This is a genomic window from Pseudoduganella sp. SL102 (genome assembly GCF_027856995.1).
In the GTDB taxonomy this organism is placed as follows: domain Bacteria; phylum Pseudomonadota; class Gammaproteobacteria; order Burkholderiales; family Burkholderiaceae_D; genus Rugamonas; species Rugamonas albidiflava.
This window is the reverse complement of record NZ_CP115554.1, coordinates 5,169,664-5,192,213: the sequence shown is the minus strand read 5'-3', so window position 1 is coordinate 5,192,213 and position 22,550 is coordinate 5,169,664. Positions and strand designations below refer to the sequence as shown.

General features: G+C 67.6%; 18 protein-coding genes and 1 tRNA gene. 11 read left to right on the top strand and 8 right to left on the bottom strand.

The window, feature by feature from the left end; translation table 11 throughout:
- Positions 1-4 precede the first annotated feature (4 nt).
- From OU994_RS21945 to OU994_RS21925, 5 genes are all read left to right on the top strand, one after another.
- Positions 5-970 (top strand): glycoside hydrolase family 43 protein, encoded by a 966-nt coding sequence (locus OU994_RS21945; protein WP_281607654.1) that lies wholly within the window; start codon positions 5-7, stop codon positions 968-970.
- Positions 971-1,076: 106 nt separating this feature from the next.
- Positions 1,077-2,018 carry a LysR family transcriptional regulator gene (locus tag OU994_RS21940; RefSeq protein WP_131145086.1) on the top strand — a complete coding sequence of 314 codons (942 nt, stop codon included), beginning with the start codon at positions 1,077-1,079 and terminating at the stop codon, positions 2,016-2,018.
- A complete protein-coding gene (locus OU994_RS21935; protein ID WP_281607653.1) occupies positions 2,018-3,313 on the top strand; it encodes a DUF3422 family protein in 1,296 nt (431 codons plus the stop codon). Before OU994_RS21940 ends, OU994_RS21935 begins: the two co-directional genes overlap by 1 nt.
- Positions 3,314-3,730: 417 nt before the next feature.
- Positions 3,731-4,957, top strand: a complete 1,227-nt coding sequence (locus OU994_RS21930) for an esterase-like activity of phytase family protein (protein ID WP_281607652.1) — start codon at positions 3,731-3,733, stop codon at positions 4,955-4,957.
- A gap of 99 nt (positions 4,958-5,056) precedes the next feature.
- Positions 5,057-6,604: a PAS domain-containing sensor histidine kinase gene (locus OU994_RS21925; protein WP_281607651.1), complete on the top strand. Its 1,548-nt coding sequence runs from the start codon at positions 5,057-5,059 to the stop codon at positions 6,602-6,604.
- Positions 6,605-6,616: 12 nt separating this feature from the next.
- Here OU994_RS21925 and OU994_RS21920 read toward each other — a convergent pair whose 3' ends face one another.
- The gene (locus OU994_RS21920; protein WP_281607650.1) at positions 6,617-7,018 is read right to left on the bottom strand and encodes a response regulator; all 402 of its coding nucleotides are present in this window, start codon (positions 7,016-7,018) and stop codon (positions 6,617-6,619) included.
- On the bottom strand, positions 7,011-7,580 hold the full coding sequence (locus OU994_RS21915) for a GAF domain-containing protein (RefSeq protein ID WP_281607649.1): 570 nt from the start codon (positions 7,578-7,580) through the stop codon (positions 7,011-7,013). Before OU994_RS21915 ends, OU994_RS21920 begins: the two co-directional genes overlap by 8 nt.
- A 136-nt stretch (positions 7,581-7,716) precedes the next feature.
- Here OU994_RS21915 and OU994_RS21910 point away from each other — a divergent pair, with 136 nt between their 5' ends.
- Both OU994_RS21910 and OU994_RS21905 read left to right on the top strand, forming a co-directional pair.
- Positions 7,717-10,128: a penicillin acylase family protein gene (locus OU994_RS21910; protein ID WP_281607648.1), complete on the top strand. Its 2,412-nt coding sequence runs from the start codon at positions 7,717-7,719 to the stop codon at positions 10,126-10,128.
- A gap of 58 nt (positions 10,129-10,186) precedes the next feature.
- The gene (locus OU994_RS21905; protein ID WP_281607647.1) at positions 10,187-11,143 is read left to right on the top strand and encodes a GGDEF domain-containing protein; all 957 of its coding nucleotides are present in this window, start codon (positions 10,187-10,189) and stop codon (positions 11,141-11,143) included.
- Between the two features lie 167 nt (positions 11,144-11,310).
- On the opposite strand, the gene OU994_RS21900 is transcribed toward OU994_RS21905, so the two are convergent.
- The 5 genes from OU994_RS21900 to OU994_RS21880 form a co-directional block, all read right to left on the bottom strand.
- Positions 11,311-12,540, bottom strand: coding sequence for an acyltransferase family protein (locus tag OU994_RS21900; protein WP_281607646.1), 1,230 nt, complete (start codon positions 12,538-12,540; stop codon positions 11,311-11,313).
- Between the two features lie 111 nt (positions 12,541-12,651).
- Positions 12,652-13,404: a LytTR family DNA-binding domain-containing protein gene (locus tag OU994_RS21895; protein ID WP_281607645.1), complete on the bottom strand. Its 753-nt coding sequence runs from the start codon at positions 13,402-13,404 to the stop codon at positions 12,652-12,654.
- Positions 13,392-14,501 (bottom strand): sensor histidine kinase, encoded by a 1,110-nt coding sequence (locus OU994_RS21890; protein ID WP_281607644.1) that lies wholly within the window; start codon positions 14,499-14,501, stop codon positions 13,392-13,394. The genes OU994_RS21895 and OU994_RS21890 overlap by 13 nt, the downstream gene beginning before the upstream one ends.
- A 10-nt stretch (positions 14,502-14,511) precedes the next feature.
- Positions 14,512-16,152, bottom strand: a complete 1,641-nt coding sequence (locus OU994_RS21885; protein WP_281607643.1) for a Na+/H+ antiporter — start codon at positions 16,150-16,152, stop codon at positions 14,512-14,514.
- 199 nt (positions 16,153-16,351) lie between these two features.
- Entirely contained in the window at positions 16,352-17,272 is a 921-nt protein-coding gene (locus tag OU994_RS21880; RefSeq protein WP_281607642.1) for a PEP-CTERM sorting domain-containing protein, read from the bottom strand.
- A gap of 309 nt (positions 17,273-17,581) precedes the next feature.
- On the opposite strand from OU994_RS21880, the gene OU994_RS21875 reads away from it, so the two are divergent.
- From OU994_RS21875 to OU994_RS21860, 4 genes are all read left to right on the top strand, one after another.
- Positions 17,582-17,657 (top strand) — tRNA-Gly (locus OU994_RS21875).
- 252 nt (positions 17,658-17,909) lie between these two features.
- The gene (locus tag OU994_RS21870; protein ID WP_131145097.1) at positions 17,910-18,872 is read left to right on the top strand and encodes a chemotaxis protein; all 963 of its coding nucleotides are present in this window, start codon (positions 17,910-17,912) and stop codon (positions 18,870-18,872) included.
- Positions 18,873-19,384: 512 nt separating this feature from the next.
- On the top strand, positions 19,385-20,656 hold the full coding sequence (locus OU994_RS21865; RefSeq protein ID WP_281607641.1) for a glucan 1,4-alpha-maltotetraohydrolase domain-containing protein: 1,272 nt from the start codon (positions 19,385-19,387) through the stop codon (positions 20,654-20,656).
- 214 nt (positions 20,657-20,870) lie between these two features.
- Positions 20,871-21,452 (top strand): DJ-1/PfpI family protein, encoded by a 582-nt coding sequence (locus OU994_RS21860; RefSeq protein WP_131145100.1) that lies wholly within the window; start codon positions 20,871-20,873, stop codon positions 21,450-21,452.
- Positions 21,453-21,507: 55 nt separating this feature from the next.
- Here the strand turns inward: OU994_RS21860 and fghA are convergent, their stop codons facing one another.
- Positions 21,508-22,344 (bottom strand): S-formylglutathione hydrolase, encoded by an 837-nt coding sequence (fghA, locus tag OU994_RS21855; RefSeq protein WP_281607640.1) that lies wholly within the window; start codon positions 22,342-22,344, stop codon positions 21,508-21,510.
- Positions 22,345-22,550 lie beyond the last annotated feature (206 nt).

The following is a 22,550-nucleotide window of genomic DNA, read 5'->3' as shown; positions in this document are numbered from 1 at the left end:
CACCATGTTCAAGCCCCGCATTCTCAAGTGTGCCATCTTTACCGCCGCCGCTACCCTGTGCGCCGCATCGGCGCTGGCCGGCAACCCCCTCGTCAAGGATAAATTCACCGCCGACCCGGCTGTGCTGGTCGACGGCGGGCGCGCCTACGTGTACGCCGGGCGCGACGAATCGCCGGACGACAAGGGCTACGTGATGAACGAATGGCTGGTGCTGTCGAGCTGCGACATGAAGACCTGGAAGGAGCATGGCACCGCGCTGCGCTACGACACCTTCGCCTGGGCCAAGGATTCCGCCTGGGCCAGCGACATCGTCAAGCACGGCGGCAAGTACTGGTTCTTCGCCACGGTCACCGAGCGGGCCGCGAATGCGAAGGCGATCGGCGTGGCGGTGTCCGACAGCCCGACCGGCCCGTTCCGCGACGCCATCGGCAAGCCGCTGGTCACCAACGCGCAAACCCTGCAGACCGATATCGGCTGGGACGACATCGATCCGACCGTCTTCGTCGACGACGACGGCACGCCGTATCTCTACTGGGGCAACCAGGTGCTGAAGTACGCGAAACTGAAGAAGAACATGATCGAGCTCGATGGCCCCATCGTTACCGAGGGGCTGCCGCAGTTCACCGAGGCACCGTACCTGCACAAGCGCCAGGGCATCTATTACCTGTCGTACTCGCGCGACTGGCCGGAGTACACCGTGTACGCGACCAGCGACAAGGCCACCGGCCCATGGCGCTACCGCGGCAAGATCATGGACGCCAACAAGAAGACCAAGACGGTGCACCACGCCTTCGCGGAATTCAACGGCAAGTCGTACGTGGTGTACCACAACGCCGACCTGCCGAACGGCGGCGAGCACCGGCGCTCGGTGGCCGTGGAAGAGTTCCGCTACAACGCCGACGGCACCATCCCGTTCATCCCGCAGACCGCCGAGGGGCCGGCCGCCAACCCCACCGCCAGCTGCAAGTAAACGCCCGGCCCGGTACCGACAGCCGTGCGTTGCAAAATGGCGGCTGGGCGGGTGCCCGGCGGTTCTCCGATGCCGGATTGAAACTCGGCAATGATATGATGCGCCGATGGATACACTCAATCCCAACTGGTTTTTGCGCGCGCGCCTGAAAACGCGCCAATTGCTGCTGCTGATCGCGCTCGACGAGCAACGCAACATCCACCGTGCAGCGGAAACGCTGCACATGACGCAGCCGGCGGCCTCGAAGCAGATCAAGGATCTGGAAGAGATGCTCGACGTGAAGCTGTTCGAGCGCCTGCCGCGCGGCATGGAGCCCACGCTGTTCGGTGAAACCATGATCCGCCATGCGCGCATGGCCCTGACCAGCCTGTCGCTGGCGCATGACGACGTGCTGGCGCTGAAATCGGGCCTGGTCGGCCAGGTGGAGATCGGCGTCATCATGACGCCGGCCATGTCGCTGCTGCCGCAGGCGATCGCCAAGGTCAAGCAGCAGGCGCCGCTGCTGCGCATCGGCGTGCACATGGAACCGTCCAACACGCTGGTCGCCATGCTGGAGCGGGGCACGCTGGACTTCATGATCGGCCGCATCCTGGAGCACGATACCAACTCGCGGCTGTCGTACGAGGAGCTGACCGAGGAGCCGGCATGCGCCGTGGCGCGCAACGGACATCCGCTGGCCAGCGCGACCAACCTGACGCTGAAGGACATGGCCGGCCACCCGTGGGTGCTGCCGCCGCAGGGCAGCATCCTGCGCCACCGCGTGGACATGATGTTCCGCCGCGCCGGCCTGGAGCCGCCCGCCAACACCGTGGACACCACCGCGCTGCTGCTGATCACCGCGCTGCTCCAGCAAACCGACTCGCTGCACGTGATGCCGGTCGACGTGGCGCGCTACTACCAGTCGCTGAACGTGCTGACGATCCTGCCGATCGAGCTGCCGTTCAAGATGGATGCGTTCGGCATCATCCGGCAGCAGGACCACCTGCTGTCGCCGGGCGCCAACCTGCTGCTCACCGCCGTGCGCAGCGCCGCGAAAGAGGTGTACTGATGTCGTTCGTGTTCTCCAGCCTGAACCATCCGCAACGGGTGCCGCTTGCCGCGGAACTGCACTCGCGGCCGTTCCTGAAGCTGCGCGCGCCGGAGCGGGTGTCGCACATCGCCGTGTTCGGCCATGGCCGCAACAACAATGCGCAGGCCCAGCACGAGCTGCTGGCCGCGCTGTGCGCGCACTTCGGCGTGACGGCGCCGGCGCGCGACGGCGGCTTCTTCTACCACGACTTCGGCCGCTTCCGGCTCAAGTGGGAACTGCATTCCGAGTTCGCCACCTATACCTTCGCCGAGCGCACCGACGAGGCCGAGGATTTCGAGCGCATGCCGATCGGGCACGTGCCGCAGGAATGGCTGCTGTCGCTGAAGGGGCGCATCCTGGTCGCCGCCCACGTCATCCTGCGCAAGGGCGGCGCGTCGGAGCACGCTCCGGTGCAGGAACTGTTCGAGCACGTGACGCTGGCCGCCAGCAACGTGATGCAGGGAGGGGAAGTATGCTCGGACTTCGCCATCCAGGCCGACGGCTTCTCGCGCTTCGTCGTCAACGACGTGCGCATGCGCGAGCAGCAGGCCGGGCGCCTGGTGCAGCGGGTGCTGGAAATCGAGACCTACCGGATGATGGCGCTGTATGGCCTGCCGGCGGCGCAGCGCGCGGTGCCGGAACTCAATGCCGTCGAAAAGGAACTGGCCGAGGCGACCGAGTCGCTGCTGGCCTCCGACGGCACGACCGAGCAGGCGCTGCTGCAGAAGATCACGCACCTGGCCGCGCGCCTCGAAAAACTGTCGCTCGATAACAGCTACCGCTTCGCGGCCTCGAAGGCTTACTTCAAGCTGGTGAACACGCGCATCGACGAGCTGCGCGAAACGCGCATCGAAGGCGTGCCCACCGTCGCCGAGTTCATGGAACGGCGGCTGGCGCCCGCGATGAGCACCTGCGAAGCCGTCGCCGCGCGGCAGGAAGCGCTGGCACGCCGTATCGCCAACAGCAACGACCTGCTGCGCACCCGCGTGGGCATCGTGCAGGAAACGCAGAACCGGGCGATCCTGCAATCGCTGAACGCCCGCGCCGCCCAGCAGCTGCGGCTGCAGCAGGCGGTGGAGGGGCTGTCGGTGGCGGCGATCTCGTACTACGTGGTCGGCCTGCTGGGCTATTCGATCAAGGGCGCCAAGGTGTTCGGCCTGGTGCCGAATGCCGATGCGCTGATCGGCATCGCCGTGCCGCTGGTCGCCGGCGGCGTCTGGCTCACGCTGCGCAACATGCACAAGCGGCTGCATCGCGGGCAGCATCACGCCTGATTCGTCAATCAATCCTCACGAGCTCGCTGGTCGTTTTACCACACTGGGGGCGCGGCAGGGGTTTCGTGGAGCATGCTCCACGCCTGCCAAGCGGCAATGGCATGCATACCACATGGGGACAGTCCCTCTGAGGGGGACAGTCCCCATGTTTTTTACAACACCTGCTCCGCGCCTGCCAAGCGGCAATGGCATGCATACCACATGGGGACAGTCCCTCTGAGGGGGACAGTCCCCATGTTTTTTACAACACCTGCTCCGCGCCTGCCAAGCGGCAATGGCATGCATGCCATTGCTCCTCCCAGTCCCCCCGGCCCAACATTGGGGACAGTCCACCCGGCCGGGACTGTCTCCGTTGTCAGAAAGCGACAATCGAGGGGCTCTGCCATAATGTTGCGTCGATTGAACATTCGGGGTGCCATGGAGCGTTGGACGATGCGGGTGGCGGTGCTGGGCCTGGCCGGGGTGCTGGCGGGATGCGCGGCGGTGGCGGGGCCGCCTGCCGGAGAGGTGGCGGCGCTGCGCTTCATCGGCGAGCAGCGCATGCCGTGGAAGATGGCGTTCCAGGGGACCACCGTGGGTGGCTTGTCCGGCGTGGACTACGATGCCGCGGCCGGCGACTGGATCCTGGCCAGCGATGACCGCTCGGGTGCGGATCCGGCCCGCTACTACCGTGCCGCCTTGCGCTTCACGGCCACCTCGTTCGATGCCGTCACGCTGGCCGGGGTGCGCCTGTTCCGCCAGGGCGATGGCACCACCTACCCGGGCGCGCGGCAGGGCGTGCAGGCGGGCGGCGTGGTACCCGATATCGAATCGGCCCGCGTCGACCCGCGCGACGGCACCATCTGGTACACCAGCGAGGGCGATGTCCGCATCGGCCTCGATCCGTTCGTGCGCCAGGCCGGCGCCGACGGCGCGCTGCGCGGCGAACTGCCCCTGCCGGCCATGCTGCGCGAGTGGCCCGGCAAGGAGCGCGGTGTGCGCAACAACGCCAACCTGGAGGGGCTGTCGTTCGCGCCGGACGGCGCCAGCCTGTGGCTGGCGCTGGAAGCGCCGCTGGAGGAGGATGGCGAGCCGCCGACGCCGGAACACGGCGCGCTGGCGCGCATCACGCAGCTCGACCGCGGCGGGCGCGTGCTGGGCCAGTATGCCTATCCGCTCGACGCGATTCCCGCCCGGCCGGGCGAAGGCAAGTTCGCCGACAACGGCATCTCCGAAATCGTCGCCACGGGGCCGGGCACGCTGCTGGTCCTGGAACGCTCGGCCGTGCAGGGGGCGGACGGCCGCTATCGCAACCATATCCGCCTGTACGAGGCCGACCTGCGCGGTGCCAGCGACATCGCCGCCGTTCCCGCGCTGGCCCGGGTCGCCCTGGCAGCCAACAACGCAAACGCCGATGCAGCCAAGGAGGCACCCCGCGGCGCGGCAACGGGCGCAGCGGCCATCGCGCCGGCGGCCAAGCGCCTGGTACTGGACTTCAACACGCTGGGCCTGCCCGTGCTCGACAACCTGGAAGGGTTCGCGTTCGGCCCGCGCCTGCCGAACGGCCACGCCACGCTGCTCTTCGTCAGCGACGACAATTTCAGCAAGAGCCAGGTGACCCAGCTGCTGCTGTTCGAAGTCCTGCCCGTGCGGCCGGGGCAATGATCCGTGATGCACTAACCGCGAGCCGTGCTCGGTACTTTCGTGAAGTTGGGTAAGCTTCGTGACGAGCCTCAGCCGCGGGCGGCGCCTGCAAGCACCAACATGAACGACATCGATTTCGGCAAGCTGATTCTGGAGGAAACGCCCGATGCGGTCATCGTCACGACGATGGAAGGCGTGGTGCTGTACTGGACCAGGGGTGCCCAGTCCGTATTCGGCTACACGGCCGACGAGGCGCGCGGCCGCACGCTTGCCGAGTTGATCGTGCCGCCCGAGCTGCGCGACACCGAGCGCGCCATCCTGTTCGATACGCTGGCCAACGGCTCGGCCAACTACGAATCGCTGCGCCGCGCCAAGAATGGCTCGCTGGTCTATATCGACAGCTCGAGCAAGATGGTGCGCGGCGCCGACGGCCGGCCCGACTGCATCCTGTGGACCAAGAAGGATGTCACGCCGCTGCGCGTGATGCGCGATGCGGCGCTGCTCGACGCCCGTTTCGGCACGCTGCTGGCGTCGATGCCCGATGCGATCATCATGGCCAACGCCGCCGGCCGCATCGTGCTGGCGAACCGCCAGGCCGACGAACTGTTCGGTTACCCGGAAGGCGAATTGCGCGGCCAGTCGCTGGAAGTGCTGATCCCGCAACGCTACCGTGGCGCGCACGTGTGGCAGCGCGTCGCCTACACGCTGGCGCCGTCGCAGCGGCCGATGGGCATCGGCCGCGAACTGTACGGGCTGCGCCGCGGCGGCGACGAATTCCCCGTCGAGATCAGCCTGTCGCCGCTGCCCACCGAGGAAGGCACGCTGGTGATGAGCGCGATCCGCGATATCAGCGAACGCAAGCGCATCGAGCGCGCGCTGCAGGAGAAGAATGCCGAACTGGCCGATGCCAGCCTAGCCAAGGACCGCTTCCTGTCGTCGATGTCGCACGAGCTGCGCACGCCGCTCAACGCGATCATCGGCTTCACGGGAACGCTGCTGATGCAGTTGCCCGGCCCCGTCAACGTGGAGCAGGACCGCCAGCTGCGCACGATCCAGTCCAGCGCGCGGCACCTGCTCTCGCTGATCAACGACATCCTGGACATTACCAAGATCGCCTCGGGCAAGGTGGAACTGAACCGCGAGCCGTTCGACTGCAGCGCACTGGTGCGCGATGTATCGGCAATGTTCGCCCCGCTGGCCCATGCCAAGGGCCTGGTGCTGCACGTGCGCCAGGCCGGCCGCGACGCCACGGTCTGCACCGACCGGCGCGCCGTGCAGCAGATCGTCATCAACCTGATGAACAATGCGATCAAGTTCACGGAGCACGGCGAGGTGCGCGTCGAGGTGCGGGTCGAGCCGGATATAGAGAGGAATACCGGACCGGCCAGCGAGAACGGCGCGGCCGGGGCGATGGTGCGCATCGACGTCATCGACACGGGCATCGGCATCGCGCCGGACAAGCTTGGGCTGCTGTTCAAGCCCTTTACACAGATCGACCAGGGCAACACGCGGCAGTTCGAAGGCACCGGGCTGGGCCTGCATCTTTCCGAACGGCTGGCGGCGCTGATCGGCGCGCGCATCACCGTGCGCAGCGAATTCGGGCAGGGCAGCGTGTTCTCGCTGCGGCTGCCGTACGCGGTGGAGCAGTGCCTGCCGGTGGCGGGCTGACCGCCGGTACCGTCAGGACGCCGGCCCGGCCGCGTCGCCGGCGCCCATCGCCGCGAAGGTTTCCAGCAGCACCTTGGCACGGAACGGCTTGAGGATCACGCGGCGCACGTCCCGGCCACGCAGCGCTTCGACGAACCGTGCGTCCGCCTCCACGGCCAGGACAGCGATCGGCATCGCAGCGTCGCTGGCGGTGCGCCCCTCGCGCACGTCGTCGAGCAGCGTGAGGTCGAGCGTGCCGCCGCTGTCGATGGCGATCACCGCGCCGGAATAGCGCCGCTCACGCAGCAGGCGCTGCGCCTGCGGCAGGCTGGCCGCCTCGTCGATCGCCTCCATGCCCAGCGAGCGCGCGGTCAGCGAGACGGTGCGGCGCAGCATGTCCGCCGGTTCCACCAGCAGCATGCGGCGTTCAGGCATCGGCGGCCTCGCGTCCCTTGTCCTCGTCATTGTCCTCGTCATTGTCCTCGTCATTGCCCTCGTCCCCGCCACCATCCTCGCCGATCAGCTGCTGCACCACCAGGTGGCGCAGCGTGGACAGGATGGCCAGCTCCATGCCGTCGAGCCGGCGCGGCCGGGTATCGATCACGCACAGGCTGCCCATCGCATAGCCGGACGGCAGCACCAGCGGCGCGCCGGCATAGAAGCGGATGTGCGGCGGGCCGGTTACCAATGGATTGTCGGCGAAGCGCGGGTCTTCCAGCGCATCCTCGATCACCATGATCTCGCTCTTCAAAATGGTATGCCCGCAAAACGAGATGTCGCGGCTGGTCTGGCAGGTGGTGCCCATGCCGATCGCCGCCTTGAACCACTGGCGGTCGTCGTCGAGCAGCGTGATCAGGGCGATTGGCACGTCGAATTCCTGTGCGGCGAATTCGACGATGCGGTCGAAGCGCTGCTCGGGCGGCGTGTCGAGCATCAGCAGGGCATACAGGGCGGCGATGCGGGCCGCTTCGTTGGCGGGTTTGGGTAGCGCGAGCATGATGGGCAAAAAAAATTCGCTGTGAAACGGGCGTTTCCACTCTACCATGCCGCCATCGGCGCTTACACTTTTTTGCTCCCGTTCGCATTGGATTTCTGGCAAGATGCGCCGCAGAGAAACTTTGCGGAGGCGATGCATGGCTGGAGGACGCAGGGGCCGCTGGGTCCGGCGCATCGGGTGGGGTGTCCTCGCCCTGGTGTTCGTCGTGGTGATGACAGCATGGTTCTTCCTGCGCGGCAGCCTCGCCCAGCTCGACGGCAAGCGCACCGCGCCCGGGCTGCACGGCAACGTGACCGTGCACCGCGACAGGCTGGGCATCCCGTCGATCGCCGGCGCCGACCGGCTCGACGTATCCTATGCCACCGGCTTCGTGCATGCGCAGGACCGCTTCTTCCAGATGGACCTGCTGCGCCGCGTGGCGGCCGGCGAGCTGGCCGAACTGTTCGGCCCCAAGGCACTGCCCACCGACCGCGAGCACCGGCTGCACCGGTTCCGTACCCGCGCCGCGCAGGCCTATGCCCATCTCACGCCCGCCGACCAGCAGCTGATCGAGCGCTACGCGGCCGGCGTCAACGACGGCCTGCAGGCGCTGGGCACGCGGCCGTTCGAGTACGGCCTGCTGGGGCAGGCGCCGCGCGCCTGGTCCGCCCACGACACGCTGCTGGTGATCTGGGCCATGTACCTCGACCTGCAGGGCGCCACGGCGCGGCGCGAGCTGTCGCGCGGCTGGATGCGCGAGCACGGCACGCCCGAACAGCTGGCATTCCTGCTGCCGCCGGCCTCGCGCTGGGATGCGCCGCTCGACGCCGGCGACATCGCGTTCGCGCCGGCGCCGCTACCGGCCACGCCGCCTTCGTGGTGGGGCCAGACCGGGCCGCGCGATGCGCTGCTGCTCACGTCCGCCGAAACGCTCGATGCGCCGGACAGCAATGTCGGCGGCAATATCGGCAGTAACAACTGGGCCGTGGCCGGCAGCCGCAGCGTGACCGGCGGCGCCATCGTCGCCGACGACATGCACCTGGGGATCAAGCTGCCCAACACCTGGTACCGCGCGCTGCTGCAAGTCCCCGACAGCAACGGCACCACGCGCCGCATCGTCGGCGTCACGCTGCCCGGCACGCCGTTCGTGGTGGCCGGCAGCAACGGCCACGTGGCCTGGGGCTTCACCAACGCCTATGGCGACTTCCTGGACCTGGTACCGGTCACCGCCGATCCGGCGCGGCCCGGCCAGGTGCGGCTGGGCGGCACGTGGGAGAAGCCCGTGGTGCACCAGGAAACGATCCTCGTGAAAGGCGCGCCGGCCGAAACGCTGGCGGTGCGCGACACGTCGCGCGGGCCGCTGTTCGACGCCGCCGGCCGCACCTACGCGCTGCACTGGATCGCCCACGAGAGCACGCTGCTCAATGTCGGCCTGCGGCGCATGGAGACCGCGACCACGCTGGACGAGGCGCTGGCGGTGGCCAATACATCGGGCATGCCGGCGCAGAATTTCGTGGCCGGCGATGCGGCCGGCAATATCGGCTGGACCATCGCCGGGCCGCTGCCGCGCCGCGCGCAACCCGCTGCCGATACCACCTTCCCGCTGGCCGATGGCGGCGCGGGCTGGCAGGGCTGGCTGCAGCCCGGCGAGTACCCGCGCATCGTCAATCCCGTGTCGGCGCAACTGGTGACCGCGAACAGCCGCCAGCTGGCCGGTCCCGGCGCCGGGCTGCTGGGCGACGGCGGTTTCGACCTGGGCGCCCGCACGCGCCAGGCGCGCGATGCGCTGGCGGCATTGGGACCGAAGGTGGACGAGAAGGCCGTATATGGCGTGATGCTGGACGACCGGGCGCTGTTCCAGGCGCCCTGGCGCGAGCGCGCGCTGGCGCTGCTGGACGATGCCGCCATCAAGGCCGACCCGAAACGGGCCGAGGCGGCGCGCCTGCTGCGCTCGGGCTGGACGGGGCGCGCCAGCGTGGATGCCAGCGGCTACCGGATCGCGCGCGGCTTCATGTGGAACCTGTATGAATTGCTGTACGGCGGCGCCAACAGGCAGATGGCCGGTTGGGGCGGCAATGCCGCGCTGGCCGGCAAGCGCTGGCCCGACGTCATCGCACGCCTGCTCGACGAGCAGCCGGCCGCATGGCTGCCGCGGCAGTACGCCAGCTGGCGCGACCTGCAGCTGGCGGCGCTGGACCGCACCATCGGTGACCTGGCGGCGGACGGCAAGCCGCTGGCCGCCGCCACGTGGGGCGCCTTCAACACGGCCGCGATCGCGCACCCCATCGCCGGCGCCGTGCCGGCGCTGCGCAAATGGCTGAGCGTGCCGGCCGACCAGCAGGCGGGCGATGCCAACATGCCGCGCGTGGCCGGGCCCACGTTCGGCCAGTCCGAGCGCTTCACCGTTTCGCCGGGCAAGGAGGAGGGCGGCATCTTCAACATGCCGGGCGGGCAGAGCGGCCATCCGCTGTCGCCGTATTTCCTGGCCGGCCACGCCGACTGGGTGCAGGGCCGCGCCACGCCGCTGCTGCCGGGGCCGGTCGAGCACACGTTAGCTTTCTCGCCGTGATACGGCGGTTTATTCGGTGCATAATGTGGCAGCGCAATTAACACCGAAGAGGGCGTGCATGATCAACGATTTCGCTGCGGCGGCGCAGGCCACGATGGCCTACCTGCGCCGCCGGCTTGGCTTGCAGTTGTGGATGGTGACACGGACCGAGGGAGACGACTGGATCGTTCTATATACCGACGAGGCTGCGGAGGAGGCCGGCACCGCCGGTGCCCGCTACGGCATCGAGCCGGGCCGCACGTTCCCCTGGACCGATACTTTCTGTTCGCGCATGGTGCTGGGCCACGGCCCGGGCATCGCGCCATCGACGCGCGACGTGCCGGCCTATGCGCACGCACCGCTGGCGGCGCAGATGCCGGCCGGCGCGTACGTCGGCGTGCCGCTCCGGCGGGCCGACGGCTCGCTGTTCGGCACCCTGTGCGGATTCGATCCGCAGCCGCAGCCGGACACGATCGGCAAGGAGATCGACACGGTGACCTTGATGGGCGAGTTGCTGAGCAAGATCCTCGCCAGCGAGCTCGAGGCCGGCACCGCTGAGCGCCACGCCGACCGCGCCGATGCGGATGCCACGCGCGATCCGCTGACGGGCCTGATCAACCGCCGCGGCTGGGACTTGCTGGTGCAGCGCGAGGAAGAACGCTGCAGCCGCTATGGCCACTCGGCCTGCGTGGTCTCGCTCGACCTCGACGACGTACGGTTCATCAACGATACGCAGGGCAGGGCCGCCGGCGATGCCCTGCTGGTCCGTACCGCGCAGGCGCTGGAAAGCGTGACGCGCGGCACCGACACGGTGGCCCGGCTGGGCGGCGACGAATTCGCCATGCTGATGGTCGAATGCGATTACTTCGATGCGCAGGCGCTGCTGCTGCGGGTGCAGGAAGCGCTGGCCGCGGCCGACGTGCGGGCCGCGCTGGGCATGGCCTTGCGCAAGCCGGGCTACGACCTGGAAGAAACGTTCGCGATGGCCGATGCGGAAATGAGTCGTGCCAAGCGCAGCCGGAAGGTGCTGAACTGAGCATTGGGCGGCCGGCGGCCGGGTTCGAGTGACGGCTCCGACTCTGGCTGGACCGCCTGGCTCAACTGTAGCGGTACCTGCGCCCCGAACCCGGCGTCCGACCCGGGGTCGACGCGCTTTTCGACCTGCTTTTCGACCTGATTTTCGACTGCGGCGTCGACCCATCCTCAGCCGGCGCGCCGCGGGACTGCGCCAGTGGCTTGCCGTTCGCTCCCCTTCAAGCCGAACAGGGGCCGCAGCAGCGGCACGCGGCGCACGATCTCGAAGATCCCGAAACTGGCCGTGACGGTCAGCACCACCAGCACCAGGCCTTCGGTGGCCGGCGGCAGCGCCGCGCCGCGCAGCAGCCGGGCGAAGCAGACGATCAGCGTCTGGTGCAGGATATAGACGGGGAACACGGCCTGCGCCAGGTATTGCAGCGCCTGGCCGTTGCCCGACAGGTGGCGGCGCGCGAAGCCGCACGCGGCCACGATCGCGCACCATTGGCACGCCGCCCACACCGTGCGCGCGGCGGCCGGCCATACCTGCACCGTTTCGGGCTGCCAGAGATAGGCCACCAGGGCCGCCCAGCAAGCCAGCGCGATACCGAGCGCCGCGAAGCGCAGCCGTTCCAGCTCGCGCCAGAACGCCGCCTGGCCCGAGAGTACCGCCCCGGCCAGGAACAGCGGCAGGTAGGTCGCGTGGTTGAACCAGTCGTCGACCAGCGCGTGGGTTTCCTCGAAATGGGGCTTGAGCAGGATGCGCACCAGCGCCAGCAGCGCCACCGGCAAGGCCAGCGCCTTCCAGCCGGACAGCATCGCGGCCAGCCGCCTGCCCGCGCGGTCGAGCGCGCCGTGGCCGGCCAGGGCGGCCAGCGCCGCCAGCACCAGCGTATAGGCCCACACGTAGGGCAGGTACCACAGGTGGTTCCAGGTCGGCAGCGTGAGACAGTCGCCATCCTTGCAGAAGCCGCCGTAGGCTTGCAGGTACAGCGCCATGAAGTCGCCGTAGCTGCCGGCATACCGCACCTTTTCGACCACCTCGAAATACGGCTGCGGCGGCACGATCACCAGCATGCCGAACAGCAGCGGCACCAGCAGCCGCGCGCTGCGCTCGCGCACGAAGGTGGCCAGCGGGCCGCTTGCCGCCCCGGCCGCCGGCTCTTGTCGGCCCACGCGTTTCTTCAGCAGGAAGCCGGAGGCCACGCCGGAGACCAGGAACAGCAGCGACATCCGCCACGGCGACGACAGCAGCATCAGCGGCTCGATCGCGCCACCCGCGTGGGGACTCTTCACGTGCCAGTCCCAGCTCACGTAGTACATGCCGGTGTGGTACAGGATCAGCAGGAAGAAGGCGAGGATGCGCAGCCAGTCGAGGAAGTACAGGCGGCTGTCGTCGTGCGCGGTGCTGTTGTGCATGGTGCGGTCCAGTGGCGATGGGATGACGACAGCTTAGGCCGCCGGCTCCGCGCGGGCCAGCGAAATGGGGCGACATGGAGGCGGCCGTGGTGAGGCGGGGGGCTCGGCAGCCTAGGGCAGTGCAGCAAGCGCGGCGAGCAGGGCGGGGCGGTATTGCCGGCTCAGTGGCACGGTGCCGCCATCCTTGAGCATGACCTGGCCGTCGCCCTTGTCGTTGGCGACGAGGCGGTCGATCCATGGCAGGTGGACGGCGGCGCGGCGGTGGCAGCGGATGAAGGCGGGGCCCAGCGTATCGAGCAGGCCGGCCAGCGTCTGCCGCAGCAGCGGCGCGTCGGTGCCATCGTGCAGCGCCACGTAGTTGTCGGCCGTCTCCAGCCAGCGGATGTCGGCAACGCGCACGATCCGCGTGACGCCCCGCTCGGTGACCAGCAGCTGGCGTGGCGGCAGGCCTGCCAGCGGCGCGTGGCGGCTGCCGGCCGGGCGTGCGTCGAGCCGCTCCCTCAGCCTCTCCCCCAGCCGCTCCCTCAGCCGCGCCAGCGCGCGTGCCAGCCGGGCCGGGTCGCAGGGCTTGAGCAGGTAGTCGACCGCGCTCGCGTCGAAGGCGCGCAGCGCGTAGTCGTCGTAGGCCGTCACGAAGACCACCAGCGGCGCCGGGGCGGGCAGCGAGGCGGCGACGTCCAGGCCGCCGATGCCGGGCATCTGGATGTCGAGCAGCAGCGCATCGGGCTGGAATGTCGCCACCTTCGCCAGCGCTTCCAGGCCGTCGCGGGCCTCGTCGACCGCTTCGATGCCGTCCTGGCCGGCCAGCAGGCGGCGCAGCCGGTCGCGGGCAGGGCGTTCGTCGTCGACGATCAGGATACGCATGGCGCCTCCACGCAAGGAAGCACGAGTTCGGCGCGCACGCCGGCCGGCGCCAGCGGCACCAGGATGAGCGTGGCGGCGTCGCCATGCAGGGCGGCCAGCCGGGCGCGCAGGTTGGCCAGCGCGCTGCCGGTGCCGCCGGCGGCGGGTGTCGCGTCCAGCGTGCCGGCGTCGTCCTCGATGGCGAGCAGCAGGCGGTCGCCGTCGCGCCGGCCGCTGATGGTAACGTGCACGGGGAGTGCACTGCGCTCGACGGTATGGCGGAACACGTTCTCCAGCAGCGGCTGCAGGCTCATGGAGGGAATCGCCAGGTGGCCGATGCCGTCGCCGACCTGCCAGGCGATCGTCACCCGGTCGGCGAAGCGTTCGGCCATCAGCTCGGCGTAGCCGCGCAGCAGGCGCAGCTCGGCGGCCAGCGGCACCTGCCGCGCCTCGGTCGACAGCGCGGCGCGCAGCAGTTCCGACAGCCGCACCAGCAGCGCATCGGCGCGCTCGACGTCCTCGTGCATCACGGCGGCGATGGTGTTCAGCGCGTTGAACAGGAAGTGCGGCTGCATCTGCTGCGTCAGCTGGTGCAGCCGGGCCTCGCGCAGCTGCGCGGCGATGCGTTCCGCGCGCAGCCGCTCGCCCTGCATCACCTGCCACGACAGCACGCCGAAGATGACGACCACGAAAATGGCGAAAAAGATCGTGATTTTCACGTTCTCATACAGGAACACGCGCGGCCACGAGGCATGCGGGTAGACGTCGCCCATCATCCCGTAGACGGCATGGCGGATACCGAACGCGATAGGGACGAACGCCGCCCAGAACAGCAGAAGCCAGGGCGCCTGGCGGGAAAACCAGGCGCGCGGACGCACCACCAGGCCATCGTCCCTGCGCGTGAAATGGCGCTGCACCAGCAGCAGCACGGTGGCGGTGGCGGCCGACGAGCCTTCCCACAGCAGCGGGCGCCAGAGCGGGCCATCGTCGTTGCGCAGGAAATCCTGCACCGCCGTGACCATCATCAGGATCCAGAACAGGAGCCAGGCCGCACCGATGACGAGGCGCAGGCGGCGGCGCAGGCGGGCGTCGTCCATCAGTGCGCCGTCGTCCATCATGCGGCGCCCATCATTGCTTGTGCCGCGCTTCGACGAGGTCGATCTCGCGCACCAGCTTGCGCGAGATCTCGTCGGAAATGTGCTCGTGGCGCGCCAGGCTGAAGATGGTGCGGCGCTCGGCCTGCAGCGCGGCCAGGCGCAGCACGCGTTCGGCGCCGGCCAGCTTGCGGTAGCGCGCCACGTCCTCGTCGTCGATCGCGGCAGTGCTGTCGAGGCGGTGCTGGTACAGCGCGATCACGCGCGCCGCCGCTTCCGGATACATGTCGGCGTCGAGGCCACCCTGCAGCTGTTCCATCTGGGCCCGCTCGACGGCGGCGATGGCGGCGCTGGCGGCTTCGCGCCGCGCCAGGTCTTCTTCCTGCCGCTCGGCCGGCTCCTCGGGGAATTCCATGCCGGCCAGCAGCCGGGGCAGCGCCACGCTGGCCAGCACCAGCGAGATGAGGATCACGGTGGAGGCCAGGAAGATCGTCAGGTCGCGGGCGGGGAAGGGCGCGCCCGAGGGCAGTGCCAGCGGCAGCGTCATCACGCCGGCCAGCGTGATCGCGCCCCGCACGCCGGCCAGCGAGGTGGCCAGCAGCAGCCGCAGCGGCGGCCGCGCCGGTTCCTCGCCGCGCAGGCTCTTGCGGTACAGCGTGACGCGCAGCGTGGTCCAGACCCAGATAAAGCGCAGCGCGAGCAGGCCGAACGAGATCGCGAACGCATACAGCACCAGCCACCACGGGTTCAGGTGGCCGCTCTGGTCCAGCGATACGCGGGCGCCGTGCAGGATGTCCGGCAGCTGTTCGCCCAGCAGCACGAACATCACGCCGTTCAGCGCGAACTGCACGGTGTCCCAGACGGCCGAGCGCTGGATGCGGGTGGCCGCCATCACCTGGCCGGACAGTTCCACATAGCTCATCGTGACGCCGGCCGAGACGGCGGCCAGGATGCCGGAGGCATGGGCATGTTCGGCGGCCAGGTAGGCACCGAACGGGATCAGCAGGTTGACCAGGATGGGCGATCCCGCCGGCTCGCCGAATTGCCGGAACAGCCAGCGCTGCGCCCACGTGACGAGCAGCGTGACGCCGACACCGGCCGCGATGCCGCCCGCCACCAGCCAGACGAAGGTCATCGATGCCTGCGCCAGCGAGAACGTGCCCGTCATCGCGGCGGCCACGGCGAAGCGGAAGCACACCAGGCCGCTGGCATCGTTGAGCAGCGATTCGCCTTCGAGGATGTGCATCAGCCGCTTCGGGATCGGCGCGCGCGAGGCGATCGAGCCGACGGCCACCGGATCGGTGGGCGACACGATGGCGGCCAGCGCGAAGGCGACCGGCAGCGGCATCGCCGGGATCAGCCAGTGGATGAGGAACCCGGCGCCCAGCACGGTGAAGATGACGAGGCCGAAGGCCAGTTCGAGGATGATGCCCTTGTCGCGGAACAGGCCGCTCTTGGGAATGCGCCAGCCATCCAGGAACAGCAGCGGCGGCAGGAACAGCAGGAAGAACAGGCCGGGATCGAGTTGCACGCCATGGCCCGTATAGCCGGCGATGGCGGCGCCCAGGCCGATCTGCACGAGCGGCAGGGGCAGCGCCACCGGCAATACCCGGACCAGGTAGGCGCTGGCCACCACGGCCAGCAGCATGGCCAGTACGATTTCGATCGAATCCATTGTTGCGACTTGCTCCCCGTTGCCCTTGACTGCAAGGTTGTTAATTAGTGAACCAGTGCAATTATAGGAGGATGAGGCGCGGCGGGCGGGGCAAAGGAGGATCCCGCGGTGGGGGCGCCGGATCGCGGCCCCAAAAAAAACCCGCGGCAGGGTCCGCGGGCAACAGGAGGGAGGGGTGCTCAGGCGCGTGGCTTGTGGCTCAGGTGCGTGGCCGGGGACGGCGGGGCAGGCGGCGGCCGATCGCCATCGCGATCATGCCGCTGCCGAGCAGGGCCAGCGAGGCCGGTTCCGGCACTTCCTGCTGCAGCGCGCTGACCAGCGTGTTGTGCTGCACCGTGATCTGGTAGTCGCGGTCCGCCAGCAGTTTCTGCGAGGTCTCCTGCAGGTGCTTCGTGCCTTCGGGGAGGGTGTACAGCGACGTGCCGTTGTTGCCATGGGTGCGGCTGACCGTCGCCATGCCGTTGATCTCCTGGGGCGCGTAGTGGAACACCAGCGCATTGGTCTTCAGGTCGACGATGTTCACGCTCCAGGAAATGCGGGCGTTGGCGGTGGTGACGGGCCGTCCTTCGGGCGACGCATACGCCATCGCGAACGCGGTGGCGTCGAACGAGAAGGTCATCGTATCGTTGCTGTTGAGCCGGAACAGCATCGTGTTCGAACTGCCGACCGACGAGTTGCTGTTGGCGAACTGCATGTTCTGGGAGGTGGCCACGTCGGCCCGCGTCTGCGAGCGGGCGCCGGTGGCCGCGCCATTCACCAGGATGGCAGAGCCGATGAAATTCTGGTCCGCGTAGCCGAAGTTGCCCAGCATCGGCTTGACCGCATGGAATGGCGTGAAATTGTTCTCGCCGAAGGCCGGGCAGGGCGTGCCCACGCACTGGTGCGCCACGTCGGGCCGGGGGCCGATGGCCGACTTGCTGACCAAGGTATCGTTCAGCGAAGCCGTGGCGTGCGCATCGTTGACGCCGACCAGTTTGATGAAATCCGCGTTCTGGTACTGGGCGCCGCCGCTCTTCAGGATCCTGAAGTTGTTGATGTCCAGGATGGCCGAGGCGAATGTGCCGGCGCTGGCCGGTGTCATGCCGAACGTGGCGGCCGCGGCTGCCACGAGAAGGGTCATGTTGCGTCGGATCGTGTTGGGTCGAGTCATTTTTTTGCCCCTAGGGTTGGTTGCGTGACCCGGTACAGACCGGGTTGGCTATCCACGGAGCATTATTGGTGCCAGAGAAATTTGTGTTGCAACTTCAATGGGTTGGCGATGTCGCGGCCGCTTCTCTGGCGAAAGTGCAAAGAATGCCGACGGTGGCTGGCCTGGTTGCGGGCGATCGGCCCGGGGGTGGCGAGCCGGCGATGGCTGCGGGACACGGCTGCGACGGTGCAATTGACTCTGGTAATGATCAAAACGTTCTGGCATAATCATGCCTCTTCTGCGGGAGTAGCTCAGTTGGTAGAGCGCAACCTTGCCAAGGTTGAGGTCGAGAGTTCGAGACTCTTCTCCCGCTCCAGGATTCAAACGGCAGCCTTCGGGCTGCCGTTTTCGTTGTTTTTTCTATTTTCCTTTCCCCGCTGTTTCCCAATCCCCGCCGTGGTTCAGCGTGCGGAATGCCCCATCGCGCGGCCGGTTGCAATACTGTTGTTTCTCGGCACTATTCCGCATTGTCTTAATGTACAGGAACGCTGGTGCGCCCAATTTTCTCGCCTATACTGCCTCCCATCGACGCCGCTTTGCGGCCAGCCTTGACACCGGGGATTTACAGATGAAAAGCGTACAGCAGGAAATCGACGAACGCACCAACCTCACCAACACGAACAAATTCGAACTGCTGCTGTTCCGCCTCGGTGGCGATGAAAATGGCGACCGTTCCGAGCTGTATGGCATCAACGTGTTCAAGATCCGCGAAATCGTCGCGATGCCGCCCGTGACGGCGGTGGCCGGCGCGCAGCCGCACATGCTCGGCGTGGTGAACCTGCGCGGCCAGATCATTCCCGTGATGGACTTGCCGGCGATCGTCGGTGTCAAGCCGAAGACGGGCCTGAACATCATGCTGGTGACGGAGTTCGCCCGCACCACGCAGGCCTTCGCCGTCGAATCGGTGGATGAAATCGTGCGCCTGGACTGGAGCCAGGTGCTGACCGCGGAAGGCAGCAACGCGACCGGCATGGTGACGTCGATCGCCCGCCTCGATGGCGACACCAGCGGCACGCGCCTGGCCCAGGTGCTGGACGTGGAAACCATCCTGCGCCGCATGGTGCCCGCCGAAGGCAAGGAAGTGGACCCGGAATCGATTCCCACCATCGCGCTGAAGCAGGGCGCCTTCATCCTGGCCGCCGACGATTCCGTCGTGGCCCGCAACCTGATCGAGCAGGGCTTGCAGGCCATGCACGCGCCGTTCGTGATGACGAAGTCCGGCAAGGAAGCCTGGGACAAGCTGAACAGCATCGCCGTGGGCTGCAAGGCCGAAGGCATCGACGTCGCCGATCGCGTGGCCCTGGTGCTGACCGACCTGGAAATGCCGGAGATGGATGGCTTCACGCTGACCCGCAAGATCAAGCAGGACCCGCGCTTCTCGAAGATCCCGGTGGTGATCCACTCTTCGCTGTCCGGCAAGACCAACGAAGACCACGTCAAGGGCGTGGGCGCCGATGCCTACGTGGCCAAGTTCGTGGCCGAGGACCTGGCGACCACCATCAAGAGCGTACTGCACAAGAAGGACGCGTAAGACGGCATGCCGCGCGCCGATCCGGCGCGGCGCACGAAACCGGGCCGAGGCCCGGTTTTTTATTGCCTGCTGCGATCCCGAGCGCTCGCGCTGCTGGAATGCAGCCACGCATATTGTGCCGGGAACGACAGCCTGGACCGCTGCAAGCATGCCAGCCAGGACGACGGCCAACAGGGCGCTGTGCCGCCAGGCGCGCCAGCGTCCGGGCCAGATCCCGGAACACCCCGCGCGGCGCCGGCGGCGTACGCTCGACGCCCCAGGGCTCCTGCTGCCTGCCGAGCTACCAGCTGCTGGCAGATTTGCAGCAATTTCGTCACCATTGATGTATTCAAACTACATCACGATAGACGAATTCGATTGACTCTACTCCTGGTTTACACAAGAATCCGTTTACCCCAGATACAAGATCCACAACACGGACTACACGGGGTATGTAGTCAGACTACTTATCTGCATCGTGCCCCGGCACGACGGGTGCGGGCAGGTCTGATCAAACCTTGGAGGAGATACCAATGAAGAAACGCATCGTCACGGCCGCGCTCGCGGCCGGCATGTTTGCGGCCCTGCCGCACGCCCAGGCTGCCACGCCAGCCCAGCAGGCCGGTGGCAGCAAGGCCATCATGCTGCAGGGCTTCCACTGGAATTCGTCCGGCCATACCCGGCCGGACTGGTACAACACGCTGTTCGACCGTGTCGACGACGTGGCCGCGCTGGGCATTACCCATGTATGGTTCCCGCCGTCTTCCGATTCGGCCGCCCGCGAGGGTTATTTGCCGCGCCAGCTGAACTCGCTCACGTCCGCCTACGGCAGCCAGGCCGAATTGACGAATGTCGTGGCGGCCTTCAAGGCCCGCGGCGTCAAGTCGATCGCCGACATCGTCGTCAACCACCGGGTGGGCACCACGAGCTGGGCCGACTTCACCAATCCGACATGGAGCAAGGCCGCCGTGGTCAATGGCGACGAATGCAATTGCGGCCAGGGTGGCGGCGATACCGGCGACGGATTTTCGGCCGGGCGCGATCTCGACCACGCGAACGCGGGAGAAGTCCAGAACGGCATCATCACCTGGCTGAACGGCACGATCAAGCCGGCCGGCTTCACCGGCCTGCGCTTCGACTACGTCAAGGGTTTCAGCGCCGCGTACGCCGGCAAGTATTCGAACGCGTTCGCGCCGGACTTCTGCGTGGGCGAGCTGTGGGGCGATTTCAATCCGAACGACATGAACGCGCACCGCCAAGCCATCATGAACTGGATCGACGGCACGGGCCAGTCGTGCGGCGCATTCGACTTCACCACCAAGGCGATCCTGAACGACGCCCTGGCCAACGGCAATTACTGGCGCCTGAAGGACAGCAGCGGCAAGCCGCAGGGCGCGCTGGGCTGGTGGCCGGCCATGTCGGTCACCTTCGTCGACAACCACGACACCGGTCCGTCCGAAAGCTGCGGCACGGGCCAGAACCATTGGCCGGTCCCCTGCGGCAGCGTGATGGAAGGCTATGCCTACATCCTTTCCCATCCGGGCATTCCGACCGTGTATTACCCGCACGTCTACGACTGGAATTTGCGGACGCCGATCGCCGCGCTGATCAACGCGCGCAAGGCGGCCGGTGTGCACTCCACCTCCGCCGTGGCGATCCAGCAGGCCACACAGGGGCTGTATGCGGCGATCGTTACCGGGAGTTCACGCCAGCTGGCCATGAAGATCGGGCCGAACAGCTGGAGCCCGGGCAGCGGTTGGACCTTGCAGGCGTCGGGGAATAATTACGCCGTCTGGATGAAATAAGGTTTTTCGTCTCGCGCCGTCCGCGCCTGTTCGCTTGAGGATCCGGCGAACGACGCGGGCGCAGCGCCACCGCGACACGCTGGCCGCGTGCGCAGCCGCTGGCGAATCGGCTTGAACTGGTCGAATGAATTGGTGACCGTCACCGTTCCCTGGCCACTGTTTTTTCGGTGCTATGATTGCCTTTCCATTAACTGGTGTCCAGTAGGAGGCAAGCATGGCAGCAAAATCCATTCTGTTCCTGACCGGCGATTTCGCCGAAGACTACGAAACCATGGTGCCGTTCCAGGCGCTGCAGGCGGTGGGGCATACCGTGCACGCGGTGTGCCCCGGCAAGAAGGCCGGCGACAAGATCAAGACGGCGATCCATGATTTCGAGGGCGACCAGACCTACACGGAAAAGCCGGGCCACCAGTTCGCGCTGAACGCGGCGTTCGACGAGGTGGACGTGGCGAACTACGATGCGCTGGCGATCGCCGGTGGCCGTGCGCCGGAATACCTGCGCCTGAATCCCCGTGTGATCGAGATCGTCAGGCAGTTCGCGGAGAGCGGCAAGCCCATCGCCGCGGTGTGCCATGGCGCGCAATTGCTGGCGGCGGCGGATGTCATCCGCGGCCACAAGATCAGCTGCTATCCCGCCTGCGCGCCGGAAGTGAAGCTGGCCGGCGCGGAATTCGCCGACATCGCCGTCGACGCCGCCGTCACCGACGGGCAGTTCATCACCGCGCCGGCCTGGCCCGCGCATCCGCAATGGATCGCGCAATTCCTGCGCAAGCTGGGTACGGAAATCAAGCTCTGAGCCGCCCTCGCCCTGGCCCGCCCGCGGCGCACGGCAGCGGGCGTCAATGCCGGCGCTACAGCTGCGGCGCGTGCCAGCGCAGGTGGTCTTCGATGAACGTGGCGATGAAGTAGTACCCGTGGTCGTAGCCGGCATGCCGGCGCAGCGTCAGCGGCTGGCTCGCCGCCGCGCAGGCCGTTTCAAACAGTTCGGGTTTCAGCTGCTCGTGCAGGAACTTGTCGCCCAGCCCCTGGTCGATGAGGATCCCGTTCGGAAACGGTGTGCAGCGGTGCGCCATCAGCACCGTGGCATCGTGTTCGGCCCACGTGAATTCGTCGGTGCCCAGGTAGCCCGTGAACGCCTTGCGGCCCCACGGGCACTGGCTCGGCGCGGCGATCGGCGCGAATGCCGACACCGACTTGAACAGGTCCGGCCGGCGCAGCGCCAGCGTCAGCGCGCCGTGGCCGCCCATCGAATGGCCGAAGATGCCGATCCGGCCGCCATCGACCGGCAACTCGCGTACCACCAGTTCGCGCAGCTCGTGGATGTAGCTCTCCATCCGGTAGTGCGTGGCCCAGGGCTGCTGCGTGGCGTCGAGATAGAAGCCGGCGCCCGCGCCGAAATCCCATGCATCCGCTTCGCCGGGCACGTTGGCGCCGCGCGGGCTGGTGTCCGGCGCCACCAGCACCAGGCCCAGTTCCGCCGCCACGCGCTGGGCGCCGGCCTTGATGGCGAAGGTCTCCTCGGTGCACGTCAGCCCCGCCAGGTAGAACAGCGCCGGCAGTTTCGCGTCGCCGGCGTGCGGCGGGAGGAAGACGGAAAAGCGCATCGGCAGCCCGGTCGCCTGCGCATCGTGCTTGTAGAAACGCTGCACGCCGCCGTGGCAGGCGTGTTCGCTGACCAGTTCGAGCATGGTGATCCCCTTGGCATATCGATAAGTGTCCGCATTGTACTGCACACCGCGCAGCGCGCTTCGAGGGGTGCGACGCCGCGGCCGATCTTGCTATATAGTCATCTAACGGATGAGTTTTCCTTGCATCACCGGTCATCATGAACTACATTTGCGCAAATGTAGTTTCTGCCGATCCTGCCCGGCCCAAGTATTCAACAACAGGAGGA